This is a genomic window from Sphingosinithalassobacter sp. LHW66-3 (genome assembly GCF_050703275.1).
Lineage (GTDB): Bacteria > Pseudomonadota > Alphaproteobacteria > Sphingomonadales > Sphingomonadaceae > Sphingomonas.
The window spans coordinates 818,772-833,261 of sequence record NZ_CP193482.1; the positions used below are offsets into that span (position 1 = coordinate 818,772).

The 14,490-nt window shown below is 68.1% G+C and carries 9 protein-coding genes; 2 read left to right on the forward strand and 7 right to left on the reverse strand.

What is annotated here, in order from left to right:
• Window positions 1-22: 22 nt before the first annotated feature.
• Together ACQ450_RS03785 and ACQ450_RS03790 are read right to left on the reverse strand one after the other, a co-directional pair.
• Window positions 23-1,759: a peptidase M61 gene (locus ACQ450_RS03785; RefSeq protein ID WP_431470565.1), complete on the reverse strand. Its 1,737-nt coding sequence runs from the start codon at window positions 1,757-1,759 to the stop codon at window positions 23-25.
• A gap of 91 nt (window positions 1,760-1,850) precedes the next feature.
• Entirely contained in the window at window positions 1,851-2,324 is a 474-nt protein-coding gene (locus ACQ450_RS03790) for an Lrp/AsnC family transcriptional regulator (RefSeq protein WP_188055200.1), read from the reverse strand.
• Window positions 2,325-2,450: 126 nt separating this feature from the next.
• On the opposite strand from ACQ450_RS03790, the gene ACQ450_RS03795 reads away from it, so the two are divergent.
• Complete coding sequence (locus ACQ450_RS03795) at window positions 2,451-3,416, forward strand: ornithine cyclodeaminase family protein (protein WP_431470566.1); 966 nt, start codon at window positions 2,451-2,453, stop codon at window positions 3,414-3,416.
• Window positions 3,413-5,491, forward strand: a complete 2,079-nt coding sequence (locus ACQ450_RS03800; RefSeq protein WP_431470567.1) for an amidohydrolase family protein — start codon at window positions 3,413-3,415, stop codon at window positions 5,489-5,491. Before ACQ450_RS03795 ends, ACQ450_RS03800 begins: the two co-directional genes overlap by 4 nt.
• A 58-nt stretch (window positions 5,492-5,549) precedes the next feature.
• Here the strand turns inward: ACQ450_RS03800 and ACQ450_RS03805 are convergent, their stop codons facing one another.
• The 5 genes from ACQ450_RS03805 to ACQ450_RS03825 all read right to left on the reverse strand — a co-directional run bounded on the left by ACQ450_RS03805 (window position 5,550) and on the right by ACQ450_RS03825 (window position 14,383).
• On the reverse strand, window positions 5,550-6,857 hold the full coding sequence (locus ACQ450_RS03805) for an APC family permease (protein ID WP_431470568.1): 1,308 nt from the start codon (window positions 6,855-6,857) through the stop codon (window positions 5,550-5,552).
• Window positions 6,850-8,337, reverse strand: coding sequence for a S10 family serine carboxypeptidase-like protein (locus ACQ450_RS03810; protein ID WP_431470569.1), 1,488 nt, complete (start codon window positions 8,335-8,337; stop codon window positions 6,850-6,852). Before ACQ450_RS03810 ends, ACQ450_RS03805 begins: the two co-directional genes overlap by 8 nt.
• Before the next feature lie 16 nt (window positions 8,338-8,353).
• Complete coding sequence (locus ACQ450_RS03815) at window positions 8,354-9,601, reverse strand: pyridoxal phosphate-dependent aminotransferase (RefSeq protein WP_431470570.1); 1,248 nt, start codon at window positions 9,599-9,601, stop codon at window positions 8,354-8,356.
• A 108-nt stretch (window positions 9,602-9,709) separates the two neighbouring features.
• Window positions 9,710-12,730 (reverse strand): TonB-dependent receptor domain-containing protein, encoded by a 3,021-nt coding sequence (locus ACQ450_RS03820; RefSeq protein WP_431470571.1) that lies wholly within the window; start codon window positions 12,728-12,730, stop codon window positions 9,710-9,712.
• A 177-nt stretch (window positions 12,731-12,907) separates the two neighbouring features.
• A complete protein-coding gene (locus ACQ450_RS03825; protein WP_431470572.1) occupies window positions 12,908-14,383 on the reverse strand; it encodes a S10 family serine carboxypeptidase-like protein in 1,476 nt (491 codons plus the stop codon).
• Window positions 14,384-14,490: the final 107 nt, after the last annotated feature.

The window sequence follows — 14,490 nt, forward strand, 5'->3', positions numbered from 1 at the left end:
GCGCGCCGGCTCGGTCCCCGCGTTAGCCGGCAGGCGTTCCGCCTTCGCAACCGGGCGCCCCGGTGCGCTCCCACTGCGGGACCAGCACGGTTTCGCCGCGCGGCAGATAGGCGATCGTGCGCGTTTCGCCGTCGCGGCGGATCTCCAGCGTGAGCACCGCCGCCTGATCGCCCTGCATCGCATCCTGCGGAAAGCGATTGAGGATCTCGTCGCCTTCGCGCAGGCCGGCTTGCGCCGCGCTGGATCCTGCGATGAGGCCGCGAACCCGGCGCGGACTCGCCAGCAGCGTCTCGGGATCGAACCCGAGCTCGAACCGCCGCAGCGGCCGCTCGATGCGCCGGAAGCACGGTCCGAAGGCACCGCCAGGCAGCATGACCACCTCGCCCGCAAGCATGGCGCGAAAGCCGGCGAGGCCTTCATCGCCGAGTTCGGCGTGGAGCAGCCGTTCCCAAAGCGCCTGGTCCATCGGCTCTCCGGCACGGCGCGCCGCCAGCATCGCGCGGACGATATCATCGAGCGAGCGCGCACCGCCCGAAGCCACGCGAATCTGCGCGTCGACTTTCGCGAAATACAGCGAGCCGCGGTCATAGGGCAGCACGCGGATCCGCGTATCGCGCCAGAAACCGCCGGGGATTTCCGCATTCGGCGTGCCGATCAGGGCGTTGGTATAGTAGCGGCCGGCGGTGGTGTTGAGATCGTCGAGGAACGCAGCGGCCGAGCTCAGCCCGGCGCGATACGGCAGCAACCGCTGATAATGCACCGCCAGCCCCTCGCCGAACCAGGACGCAGCCAGCCCGCCCGGCGCGTCCATCGTCTCGCCCAGCGAGCGCACCCATGCATGCAGCATCTCATGTGCCAGCAGGCCGCGCAGATCCGCCTCGGTCGACTCGGCGTTGAAGGTGAAGGCGAAACTGTCGGTCAGGCCGATGCCGCTTCCCGGATTGAGCCGATTGGTGCGGCCGAATACGCCGAATTGCTCGGGTCGCTCGTCGAAGAAATCGCCGTAGAAGGACTGGAGCTCGGCCGCCCAGCGCATCAGCGATTCGCCGGAAAAGGGCAGTTCTCCCTGCCAGGCGCCGAAGAAGCGCCCGTCCGTGGACCGGAACAGCCCGGGGCGCCCCGCCATGTAATAGGCGCCGTTCAACCGCTCGGGGGGATAGCGCTCGCGGGTCTCCACATCGCCGACTCCGAAGCTTGAGATGCCGACCGCGCCGCTTTCCATCGCCGCCAGATCCCAACGCACCCGCACGCGACGCGCGACCGTGTCCCGCGGCAGGAGCAGGAAGGCAGTTGCAGCACCCGAAACCGTGCCGTCCTCGGTCCGCAGCTCATATTGCGGCGCGGCAAGCGGCGGCCGCGCCGGGTCGATCGGAACGCGATAGGCGACGCGGAGCGCGCCCGAGATCGCTCGCGGCGCAAGCCAGAGCCGGTCGCGGTTCGCGTCGTCCTGCGCGACGTCGCGGGTCGGTGCCTCGAAGGCGCCCTGCGCGTCTCGGAAGCGCAGGCCCTCGATCCGGTCGGCCGCGGTCTCGACGGTGTTGGCGACGATCGGCAGGCGCAGCATCGGAGCCCCCGCAGCCGCCGCGATCCCATCGATCTCCAGCGTCACGTCGATCGCGCGGATCGCGCCATCGGCATCGGGCGCTACCGGCGCGAGCGTCACCGCAAACAGCGGCGGCCCGGGCTCCGCGGCCGCGCCGGCCGCTCCCCACAAGCCGAGCAACAGCGCCAACAGGAGCATTCGTCCGCTTCGCATCATGCCCTCGCCTCCCTCGCGTCGCTCCAGTGTAGCGAGGCGCGATCGGCTAACGATTGCGCAGACGCGGGCCAACGCGCCCGACATGCATCATCTATGCGCGCGGAAGCGGAAGACGATGCGTGCACTTCATTTCCGAAAGCGTCGCGGTCGAGCGGATGTCCTCGACGCCGGGGAGGCGCAGCAGCGTACGGAAGGTGAAATTCTGATACCAGCCGATGTTGGGCGCGAGCACCTTGATCATCACGTCCATCTCGCCGAACAACGTATAGGCTTCGGTGATCTCCGGAATCTCCTCGATCGCGCGGATGAACGAATCGCGCGCCTCGTCGCTGAGCCGCGACATCTTCAGCTGGGCGAAGATGTACATGCTCTCGCCGAACTTCTCGCGGTCGAGGATCGCGACCTGTTCCTTGATATAGCCCTCGTCCTTCAGCCGCTGCATGCGGCGCCAGCAGGGCGACTGGGACAGCCCCACTCGATCGGCGATCTCGCTCGACGATTCCGATGCGTCGATTTGCAGGCGGTCCAGGATCTTCAAATCGAGCCGGTCGAGTTCAGCGGCCATTTCTATGCTCCCGATGACGTCTTTTCGTATAGCTGATGCACAATCCTAAGCCCCCTATCGAAAATCGACAAGCATCTGCCCCTGCCCTGCGCCTAGAATAAAGGCGGAAGGGCAAAAGGAACGGCCGTGCGGCGCGACGAGTTGACGATTTTCGATGGTGCGGCGGTCCGGAACAACCTGGATTACCGCAGCTGCATCGCCGTAGTCCGGATCGCGATGCAGGCGCTGTCCGCCGGAACGACGCGCCAGTTGCTCCGCACGATGATCCACATGGGCGAAGGCCGCACCTTCGCACAGATGCCCGGCGCGCTGGGCGACGCCGACATGTTCGGCGCCAAGATAATCAGCGTGTTCGCCGACCCCGATCATGCCGGCACGCGCCGTCATCGGGGGCTCGTCCTGCTGTTCGAGCCGGAAGAGGGCCGCCCGGTCTGCATCGCAGACGCCGAACAGATCACGCACATCCGCACCGCCGCGGCCACCGCCGTCGCCACCGATGCGCTCGCCAGGCCCGACGCCGCGACGCTGCTGCTGATCGGGACCGGCGGCCAGGCGCGCACCCATCTTCATGCGCTGCCGCTGGTCCGCACCTTCGACCGCATCCTGATCTGGGGACGCGACCCAGCGAAGGCGCGGGCGCTCGCCGAAGAGGCGCGCGCATCGCTGGGTCTGCCCGCCGAAGCGGCGGTCGACCTTCCGGCGGCCACGGGGCAGGCCGACGTGATCTGCACGCTCACCGGAGCGCGCGAGCCGGTGCTGCTGGGCGAGTGGGTGCGCCCGGGCACCCACGTCAATCTGGTGGGATCGAGCGGGCCGGGCCCGGTCGAGGTCGACACCGCGCTGGTGGCGCGCGCGCGCTATATCGCCGACAGCCGCGCCTCCGCGCTGGACGCTGCCGCCGAGTTCCTCGTCGCGCGGGAAGAAGGCGCAGTGACCGACGCGCACATCGTCGGCGAGATCGGCGAAGTTCTGCTCGGCCGGATCGAGGGCCGACGGAGCGCGGAGGAAATCACGCTCTACAAGTCGCTCGGCCATGCCGTGCAGGATCTCGCCGCGGCCGCGCATCTCTATCAGAATTGCGAAGCGATATGATGCGACCGGGATGGCGCCCCGCCCTCGCCCTGCTCGCGCTGTCCGCCGCCGCGCCGGCGCTGGCGCAGACCGAGCGGATGGTGGTGATCGCCAATGACGAGCAGGTCGGCTTCCTCGAAGCCGAACGGACCGGCGAAACCGTGGCCGTTCACTACGACGTGAAGAACAACGGGCGCGGCCCCACTACCGACGAGACGATCCGGCTCGGTCCGGAGGGGCTGCCGGTGGCGTGGACGATCAGCGGGACCGCAACGTTCGGCAGCGACGTCGACGAACGCTTCGTCGCCGGCGGCGGAGTGGCGCGCTGGACCGATTCCACCGGAAGCCAGGAAGCGCCCGATAGCGGCGGTCGCCTCTACATCGCGCAGAACGCCAGTCCCTGGGCGCTGGGGCTCTACGCGCGCGCACTGCTGGCGGACTCAGATCGGCGGATCGAGGCACTGCCGGGCGGCGCGCTGGCGCTGGAGCCGATGGAGCCGGTGCATCTGGCCGGCGGCGGCAGCTATTCGGCCTATCTGATCACCGGCATCGATCTTTCGCCCGAGATGGTGCTGCTCGACGCCGACGGTGCGCTCTTCGCGACGCTCTCGCCGCGCGGCGTGACAGTGCGCGAGGGACACGCCGAGGCGGCGCCCGAGCTGCAGCGGATCGCGACCGAGCGGACCAGCGCGCGCTTCGAAGCGATCCAGCGCGAAGTCGAGCATCGTTTCGACGCGCCGGTGCGGCTGCGCGACGTGCGGATATTCGATCCCGCGTCCGGTATGCTCGGCGAGCCCGTTTCGGTGCTGGTGTTCCGCGATCGGATCGCAGCGGTCGAACCGCTCGACAGTCCGACCACCCCGGGCGAAGTCGTGATCGACGGCGCGGGCGGAACCGTAGTGCCCGGGCTGCACGACATGCACGCCCATGTCTCGCTGCAATCGGCGCTGCTCTACATCGCCTCGGGCGTCACGTCGGTGCGCGACATGGGCAACGACAATGGCTTCCTGCTCGACCTCACGCGGCGGATCGACGCGGGCGAGATCGTCGGCCCGCGGATCGTCCGCAACGGCTTCCTCGAAGGGCGCAGCGACTACAGCTCGCGCAACGGCATCATCGTCGACAGCGAGGCGGCGGCGGTGGAGGCGGTGCGCTGGTACGCCGCGCGCGGCTATTGGCAGATCAAGATCTACAACAGCATGAATCCCGTGTGGGTGCCGGCGATCGTCCGCGAGGCGCGCAGGCTCGGCATGGGCGTGACCGGGCACATCCCCGCCTTCACCAATGCCGACAGCATGATCTCCGCCGGCTATGACGAAGTGACTCACGTCAACCAGCTGATGCTCGGCTGGGTGCTGCGGCCCGACGAAGACACGCGCACGCCGTTGCGCCTCACCGCGATGCGCCGCACCGCCGGGCTAGATTTTGAGGCGCCAGAGGTTCGCCGCACGATCGATGCGATGGCCGAGCGCGACATCGCGCTCGATCCGACCGCAGTGACGCTGGAGCTGCTCATGCTCAGCCGCGACGGAGCGGTCAGTCCGGCCGTCGCCAGCTATATCGACCATTTGCCGATCGGCCTCCAGCGCCGCCGCCGCCAGGGCATTGCGCCGATCGAGAGCGCGGCTGACGACGCGGCCTATCGCGGCGCCTTCGAGTCGATCAAGGCGCTGCTGCAAACGCTCCACGCGCGCGGCGTGACGCTGTTGCCCGGTACCGACGACGCGACCGGACTGTCGCTGCACCGCGAACTGCAACTCTATGGCGAGGCCGGCATTCCGCCCGCGGACGTACTGCGCATCGCCACGCTCGGCGCCGAACGCTATCTCGGCCGCGACCAGCGCCTGGGAAGCGTCGAGGGCGGCAAGCTGGCCGACTTTCTGCTGATCGACGGCAATCCGCTCCAAGACCTGCGGGCGCTGCACCGGATCCGCATGGTCGCGAAGGACGGCGCCTTCTACTTCCCCTCGGAAATCTGGGAGCGAGTGGGTGTCGCCCCCTTCGCAGCGCCCCCCGAGGTGACGCTGCCGCCCGCGCATCGTCCCGCCGATGCCGAGCCTGCCGCGCCGCACGATCACGCCGAAACCCACCAATAACCCCTGGGTCGCACCACGGGAAGGCCGGCGCCGCACCAGCGGCGCCGGCCTCTTTCTTTCACCGCCTGCGGAAGAAGTAATAGAGGGCGCCCAGCAGGCCCCAGCCGATCAGCAGCGCATAGGGCCGCCAGTCTGCCTCGATCCCGACGAACACCAGCCCGGCCGCACAAAGCGCCCCGGTATAGGCGAGGACGAGCATCTTGCGCCGCGAGAAACGGAAACCGGCATTCTCGTAGAGATCCGGATGCTTCCGCACGACCTGCGCGGCGGCAAGACAGACGCTGCCGTACTTCACCAGGTTGGGGATGTTCACGGCGAGGAACAGAAAAGTCAGCTCCATCGGCAGGAACAGGCCGACGCAGCCGATCGCGAAGACGGCAAGCAGCGCGATGTGCGGCACTTTCCAGCGCGGATGCACGCGGGCGAGCGCGCCGGGCATCAGCCCGGCCTCGGCCATCGCGAAGAGGCTGCGGCTGAACAGCGTGAAGATCGCATTGATGCTGGTGCCGATCGCGGCCACCGCCGCCCAGACGATCAGCGGCGCGCCGAGCAGATCCATGAACCGCTGCGCCGCATCGAGGATCGGCGCCTCGCTCGTCGCCAGCGCCTCGGGACCGAGCACGCCCAGCGTGACGATGCCCACCGCAAGGTACAGCGCCGTAGCCGAGCCGATCGCGATCGCGATTCCCAGCGGGATCGTGCGCCGGCTGTCGGCGACTTCGGCGCCCGCCTCGGTTGCCGCCTCGATGCCGAAGAACAGGCCCATCAGCAACGGCGCGGCGGCGAGCACGCCCGAAACGCCCTCGGGCGCGAGCGGCGTGAACGCAGCCGGATCGAACGCAGTCGCGCCGCCCCACAGGACATAGACGAGGAACAGCAGCAGCAGAAACGCCATCAGCCACGTCTGGAGGCGCGCCGCGGTCCGCACTCCGAAGAGGTTGGCGAGCAGCGCCAGCAGCAACAGCGCGAACATCGCCGGGCGCGTGGGCAGCGGCACGATCGTCGACAGATAGCGCACCAGCACCAGCGCGAGCACGACCAGCGCGCCCATGTTCGCGATGATCCGCATCCAGGCGATAAAGAAGCCCAGCGCGGGATGCAGGAACCGCGACGGCCATACGAACGACGCGCCCGAGACCGGCACCGCCGAGCCGAGGAAGGCATAGCTGATCGCGATCAGATACATCGGAAAAGCCGCGATCAGCACCGAAACCAGTATCGCCGGCCCGGCGAGCGCGGTCGCGGGCGCGATCGCCGAGAAGATCGAAACGCCGACCGCGGTGCCGAGCCCCAGCGAGACGACTCCCCACAGATCGATACCCCGAACCAGCCGCGAATCACCTTCGGGCACGCTGGGCTCAGTCATGCGGTGCAGCGGCGGTCAGGAACGATCGCAGGTCGCCGACCAGCTTGCGCCAGCTCGCGTCGTCCGAATAGGCGACATGGCCCGCGGGATAGCGTTCGAGCCGGTACCGGTCGGGCGCGATGCTCGACTGGGCGATCAGATAGTCCGCCGCGCCGATCGTCGTCGTCAGATCGAAGATGCCGGTGCCGACGAACAGCCGCAGCGCCGGCTCGCGCGCCATCGCGCGTTCGACGCTCTCCATGAACGGCCAGTCGGCAAAAGGCGTGTCGCCGCCGCCATAGGCCCAACTGCCTTCGGGAATGGCGATCACCTTATAGGCATCGGCATCGGCAAGCCCCAGATCGCGCGCTAGATAGGCGCGCATCGCCCCTTCGTAGAGCGCGGAAACCGCCGAGAAGGCGTCGGGGCCAACCACGGCGCCGGCATCGGCGGGGCGCGGCGCCACATAGCGCGCGTCGTAGCGGCCGACGACGAGACCTTCGTCGCGCAGCAGCTCGACGCGGAACCGCTCCTTGCTGATCCGCAGATCATTGGCGAGATAATAGTCCGCCGAAATGCCGCTCAATTGCTCGAGCCGTTCCGCCACGCGGCGCTTTTCGTCGGCGGCGATCGCGCTCCCCTGGAACAGCGCGCGCAGATACTCGGTGCCGGCGAACCGGGCGGCGGTGCGGCTGATCGCATCGGGCTCGCACGGCTGCACGGCCTTGCCGTGATAGCAGGCGATCGCCGCCAGGCTGGGCAGCGAGACGACATAGCTCAGGATGTTGTCGGGCCGCTGCGAGGTCTCGATCATGTTCAGCGCCTGACCGAGCAGCACCACGCCTTCCACTCGCAATTCGGGTCGGCGCTCCGCCAGCGCATCGAGCATCGCGACGGCACGGATCGTGCCATAGCTTTCTCCGAGCAGGAAAACCGGTGCCGTGGCTCGGCCATGCGCATCGAGCCACTGCGCGACCAGCTGAGCCGCGGCGTCGGCATCGCCCGCTACCGAATTGTAGAAGCCTGCGTCCGCATCCGGCGCCCGCTCGGAAAAGCCGGTGCCGGGCGGATCGATGAACACCAGATCGGCAAGGTCGAGCAGCGTCTGCGGATCGGTTTCGATCGCCGCGGCATCGGGCAGCGGCGCCCGCGGATCCTGCGGCACCCGGGCACGAACCGGACCCAGCGCGCCCATATGCAGATAGGAGGCCGACGCACCGGGGCCGCCGTTGAAAATGAACAGCACCGGCCGCTCGGAAGGCGCGTCGGCGAGGCTGTAGGAAAGATAGCCGGCGGTCGCGTCGCGAACGCCCGGCGCGCTCTCGATCGCCACCAGCCCCATCTCGGTCGTGACCGTCACCGGCCCCTGCCCGGTTGCTGCCGACCGATCGGATCGGACGAGCGGCTCGGTCTGCGCGACAGCGGGGGCGGCGGCGGCGGCAAGCGCGATTGCCAACAGCGGGAGCCAGAAGCCCGGTTTCGCGCGTCCGCCGCCGTTCATCGCATCCCTTCCCTCTTCATTTCGCCGCTGCGGGGACTTCCCTGCGCGCGGGCGGCAGCTCGTGCCAACTCGTCAACCCGTCGGTAAGCGCCTGTAGCCCGTAATCGAGCTTTCCGGGCGCGATTCCGAAGCCCAGGCGAATATGCCCCGCCCGCCCGAAATACTCGCCCGGCGCCACCACGACGCCGCCGCGATCGGCAAGCCATTCCGAAAAGGCGATCGTATCGTCGATCCCCACGAGACGCGGAAACGCCACGCAGCCCGCCGCCGGCAGTGCTCCCGAAACGAGGCCCCGATCGACCCAGTGCGCATGGTACGCGTCGATGATCGGCCGCGCCTTCTGGAGCACCTCGTTCGAGTAGCGCAGGAAGCGGTCGCTGCGTTCGAGCACCAGCGCCGCCATCGCATGCGCCAGATTGGAAATGCCGAACTCGACCTCATCGTGCAGCGCACGGACGGTCCGCATCACCGAAGGATCGCCGACGATCCAGCCGCAGCGCAACGTACTGAGCCCGAAAATCTTGGTCAGGCTGTTGATCGAGATGATGCTGGGCGACAGATGCGCCGCGGGCCCGGGCCGCGTCTCCGCGTCCGCATAGCGGCCGTAGACTTCATCGACGATCACCGTAAACCCGCGTGCTTCGGCGATCCGGCCGATCGCCGTCAGCGTCTCGGTGGAAACCGGCATGCCCGAGGGATTGTGGAGGTTCGACAGCACGACCACGCGGGTCTTGGACCCGATCGCCGCCGCCACTTCGTCGGGATCGATCGTGAAGCCCTCGCCGCGCCGTTCGAAGCGGTCGACGCCCAGCCCATGCGCATGGGCAAGCGTGTGGAATACGTCGAAGCAGGGATTTTCGATCAGGACCCGCTCGCCCGGCTTCACGAGCGCGCGGTATAGCAGCGACAATGCGCCGGTCGCCCCCGTCGTGCACAGGATATGCTCGGACGTGAGGCCATAGCGGTCGGCCAGATGCTGTACGACGAACGGATTGCCGTCCGAAAAGGCGCTGGTGTAGCGCGACGTGATCGGCTCGCCGAAGCCTTCCAGCAGCAGCTCGCGCATCAGCCCGGTCGGCTCGGGAACCGAGCTTTCGAACAGGCTCACCAGCAGCTGCCGGTCCGAGCGCACGCGGGCGATCACCCGTCGCACCCATTGCGCGTACGAAGCGCGTCCGGGGCTCTCGTGACCCTGCGCCATGCTGTTGCACTCCTCCGGAACCTTCGAGCCCGGATGCGCCTCTAGCTCGCGGGGAACGGCCATTTTATTCCAAGATCCTGCCGCAAGACATCGGTTTGCATAGATAATTCCCGCCGAAAGAAGCCATGCACGCGCGCCGCGCCGTGCGACGCGCGTGCATTTCGGCCCGGCTCAGCGGAACCGCAGCTTGGCGCCGACCCAGAAGCGCCGTCCAAGAATGTCGCCATAGGCGATCTGCGGGTATGACGGCTCCTCGTCGGTGAAGTTGTCCACCCCGGCGCGGAAGGTCATCGCGCCGGCGTCGACCCGCGCCGAGATGCTGTGCGTCAGGTTGCTGTCGAGGATCGGGTTCGGATTGTTCTCGATCGTCGCATCGGCAGCGGCCTTGGTCTCGTCGAGATAATAGGCCTGGTAGCTGAGCCGGAACGGGCCGCTCGCATAATCGATGTTGAGCTTCCCTTCCCACTCAGGCTTCAGATAGGTGTTGTCGGTCCGGGTGAAGGTCTCGCCGGTCACCGAAGTGGTCAGCAGGTCGTTGTGCGTGGCCGAAAGGCGTATGCCGAACTGGCCGAGATTGCCCGGTTCGAAGCGATAGTCGATCATATAGACTTCGCCGCGATAGCGGACGACGCCGGCGTTGAAGGTCGTCGTTGTGCCCGTCACGATCGTGCCGCCGGGGCTCACGCCGTCCGACGCGGCGAGCCGAGTAAAGGCATCGCACACCGCCGGATCGGGATCGGTATTGTCGTAGCAGGCGGCCGTGAAATCCTCGGTCGTGAACGGCGAGAGTCCGTCCTCCAGGTCGATCTCGATGCGATCGGCACTGATCGTCAGCCCCGGCACGAACGCCGGCTGGAGCACGATGCCATAGGTCCAGGTGTCCGAGATCTCGTTGCGCAGATCGGCGTTGCCGCCGGCCGTGATCGTTGCGCGGTTGAAGTTCTCGGCGGGATCCTGGAAGTTCGCGAGCCGCTGCGCCGCGCTGCGCCCGGCGTTGGTGCCGTCGGCCTCGACGCCGTAGCCCGGATTGGCTTCGAACGCGGCAAGGCAGTTGGCGTAGCGCACCTCGGGGTTGGGACCGCTGGTGATCCGGTCGGCATCGCAGGGGTCGCGTCCGACCGCACCGAGCGTGTCGCTCGCCGGCGTGAACAGCTGTGCCAGCGTCGGCGCGCGGAAGTTGCGGCTGCGCGATCCGCGCAGCGTCACGCCGTCGACGGGCTGCCAGCGCAGGCCGAGATCCCAGACATTCTCGCTGCCCGCGATCGAATTGTCGACCAGCCGGCCGGCAGCGCTCAACTCGAGCGTGCGGATCAGCGGCACGCCCATGTCGCGCCCGACGATCGGGATCAGCAGTTCGCCGGAAAGCTCGTCGGTATTATAGCCGCCCGATTGCGGCTGCTCGCGCGTGCCGCCGGCGAACAGGCCCTGTTGGTTGGCTTCGAGCGGAGTGAAGGCGACGCTCTCGTCGCGATGCTCATAGGCGATGCTGAACTTGGCCGTTCCGCCCGGCAGCATCACCACGTCGCCGCCCAGCGTGGCGAGCAGGTCGACCTGCTCGTTCACATAGTCGAGACCGGCGCGAACGCTGACATAGTCGCGCGCCTCCGCACTGACGTTGCCGTCGCCGAACGGATTGATCGGCGCGCAGGCGGGGTCGTCGTTCGCGGTGCTGGCGTCGGCGTTGATCGCACAGACGATCGAGCCGCCCGAGCGGACCGCGTTGATCGCGTTGTTGTATCGCGCGTTGCTGACCTCCCAGCGGCGCTGCGCACCCTCGACCCGAGCATAGCTGCCCGAGACCGACCAGTAGAAGTTCCGCCAGCCCAGATCGAAGTCGCCGTCCAGCCCGGCGACCGCGCGATAGGTGTCGGTTCGGGTCGTCTGGGTGTTCGAGGGCGTGAGATCGTAGAAATATTTCGAGAGGAACAGCGGCGCTCCGGCGCCGAAGCCGGGATTTGCGGCGCTGAGGATCGACCGCGCCTGATCGGTGAGGAACGGATTGTTGATCGTGAAGATCACCGGCCCGGCGTAGGTGCCGAAGTTCAGGATCGTCCGGCTCTGCCCCTGCGGGATCTCCTCGCCCTCGGTGCGGGCATAGAGCAGTTCGGTCGAGAAGCGGATCCGGTCGGTCAGTTCGTAGCTGCCGATCACCGTCCCGGTGAAGCGCTCGACACCGGTCCGCAGCCCGACCAGATCGGAGTAGCGGAAGCCATCGCCACCACTCGCGAAGGGAATGCCGACGTTGGTACCCGGGTCGAAGGGAACCGGCGTGCCATCGGCCCCGAACTGGAGCGGGGTACCGTTCAGGCTGGTGAGGAAGCGCGTGAACGGCGCAGGCGTGTTGAAGATCACGCCGTTGCGGTTGAACTCCCAGAAATGCGCGTCGAGCAGCTCGCGAACCGAAGGGATGCCGTCGTTCGGCCCGGTGTCGTCCGGATTGCTGACGGTAAGCCGCGCGAGGTTCGACAGCGGCCGATCCGCGAAGCGCAGCACCGGCGACTGCGACCAGCCGATATCGGCGGCGATGTTGCCGCGACCGTCGCCGAAATTGCTGCCGACGGTGGCGCGCAGGCTGTAGGTGCCATAGTCGCCGCGCGACGAGATGCCGCTCTGCGCGTCGAGCTCGATGCCTTCGAAGTCGGTCTTGAGAACATAGTTCACGACGCCCGCGATCGCATCGGAGCCATAGACCGCAGCGCCGCCGCCCTGAACTACCTCGACGCGTTCGAGCAGCCCGAGCGGGATGATGTTCGCGTCGACCTGCGCGTCGCCGAGCCCCGAGGAACTGGTAACCATGCGGCGTCCGTTGACCAGCGTCAGCGTGCGCCCCGAACCCAGCCCGAACAAATTGGGGAACTGCTGTCCGGACCCGCTCGATTCGCCGCTCGCATCGGCCTGGCCGAGCTGCGGCGAGTTGGAAGTGAGCTCGTTGAGTGCCTGAGCCGCGTTCAGATAGCCGCGATCCTCGACCACCTGCTCGTCGACGACGAGCCGCGGCGCCGTCTCGTCCGAAGGATCGCGGCGGATGCGCGACCCGGTCACGACGATCTCGTCGCTCGCGGGGATCGGTTCGGCCTGCGCCGGCAGCGGCTCGGCGGTCTGCGCCAGCGCCGGCGCGGCACCCGCGAACAGCGTCAGCAACGCCGTCGATGCCATCCAGCGCCCGAAGTTGCCCGTCCCCCGGTCGATCATCGCTTATCCCTTTCGCGCTCGTATTGTCGCCCTGCCGCACCCCCGGTCCGGCACCAACCACGATAGCCGGACCTCGGGAGATTTCGTTGCGAATATTCTACAGATAAGGTGGCGCTCGGCATGAATGATGCGTCACGAAGTAAATCGGCGCATTGCTGCATCATCCGGCTAGTCGGTTCACGGATCGGAGCTCTCGGGGGCCAGAAACGCCGAGAGTTCGCTGCCGAATCGTTCGGCCTGCCCTTCGGCGTCGTACATCATATGTCCGCCGGGATAGCAGCGCAGCGTGATGCGCGCCGCAATATCCGCCGGCAATGCCGCAACCGTCGCAGCGTTCGCGGCGCAGCTGTTCAGCGAATCGTACAGCCCCGCGGCGACCCAGGTCCGAAGCGCCGGCGCCTTCCGCATCGCGCGCAGCGTCCAGGGCTGCGACGGGCTGGGCGGCCCCTCTCCCGCGATCGCACGGGCGAGCGATTCCTCGGTGATCGGCGCCTGATCATAGCCCCATTCCGCGCCCACCGGCAGCGGATCGACTTCGATCCCGGCATAGGCGCCGTCGCGAACCCCCAGCGTCTCACGATAATAGGCGATCACCGCGCGCTCCTCCGCCGCTTGCGCGGCCGCATCCTCCGCGCGCGTCTCGCGCATGTCGAAGATGTCGAGCGTCGCACCGCGTTCGGCGAGGAGGCCGGTACGAAAGTCGCGCGGCGAGATCCACAGCGTCTCGGCATCGATCCGCTCGGGCGGCAGGCCGTGATAGCGCGCCAGCCCCGCGATCACTTCGGCCCGCGCGTCGCTCGAAAGCGCCGCCGGATCGCGCAGCGCCGGATACCAGACCGCGCTGGCCCAGCGTTCGGCCGCTGCCAGCGTCGCTTCGGGCTCCGCCTGCAGCGCCGGGTCGAGCCGGCCGAGCGCGAGCGCCGTCGCGGTGCGATTGGGCAGCGAAAGTGCGCGCATCAGCGGCCGGTCGCTCTCCTCGCCCAAGGGGATCCCGCCCGAGATCAGCGCCATGCCCGCCACGTCAACGCCGTCGTCGATCAGCATTTCGGCCACTCCGGCGGCGCGCCAGGTGCCGAAGCTCTCACCGATCAGATAGAGCGGCGCCGCCTCGCGGCCATAGGCCTCACGGAAGGCGCGGATGAAGGCAGCTGTCGCGGCGAGATCGCCCGTCGTCGAATAGAGCCGGGCGGCGGCGGCATCGGACGCCGGACGGCTGAAACCTGTTCCCGCCGGGTCGAGGAATACCAGGTCGCTCGCGGCGAGCGGGCTGGCGGAATTGTCCGCAAGCGCACCGTCCTCGAGCGTCTTCGGGCCCAGCGCGTGAAAATGCAGCAACCGCGAATCCGCGCCGGGTCCGCCGTTCCAGACGAAGCTGATCGGCCGCGTGTGCCCGGCTTTCGGGGTCGCAAGATAGGCGGTGTAGAAAAGCTCGGCGAGCAGCACCCCCGCTGCGTCGCGCACCGCCAGCGTACCGGCACAGACGCGGTATGCCATTTCGCTGCCGCCGATCGCCGCGGTCTGGCGTGTGCCCACCGCCCCGGAGGCACATTCCGGGAGCGCCGCCGCTGCAGCTGCCGACTGCGGCTCGGTCCGCGCCGTGGTGCAGCCCGCCAGCGCAAGTCCCGCCGCCATCGTCAGACCCAAGCCTCGCATCGCCGTCTCCTCCATTGCCGGCACGCAGCCTAGAGGAAGGCGGAGGGCATTTTTATGCGCATGGCGCGCCCGGCTGCGTGCAGGAACCGCGCGACCGGCGCGGGACT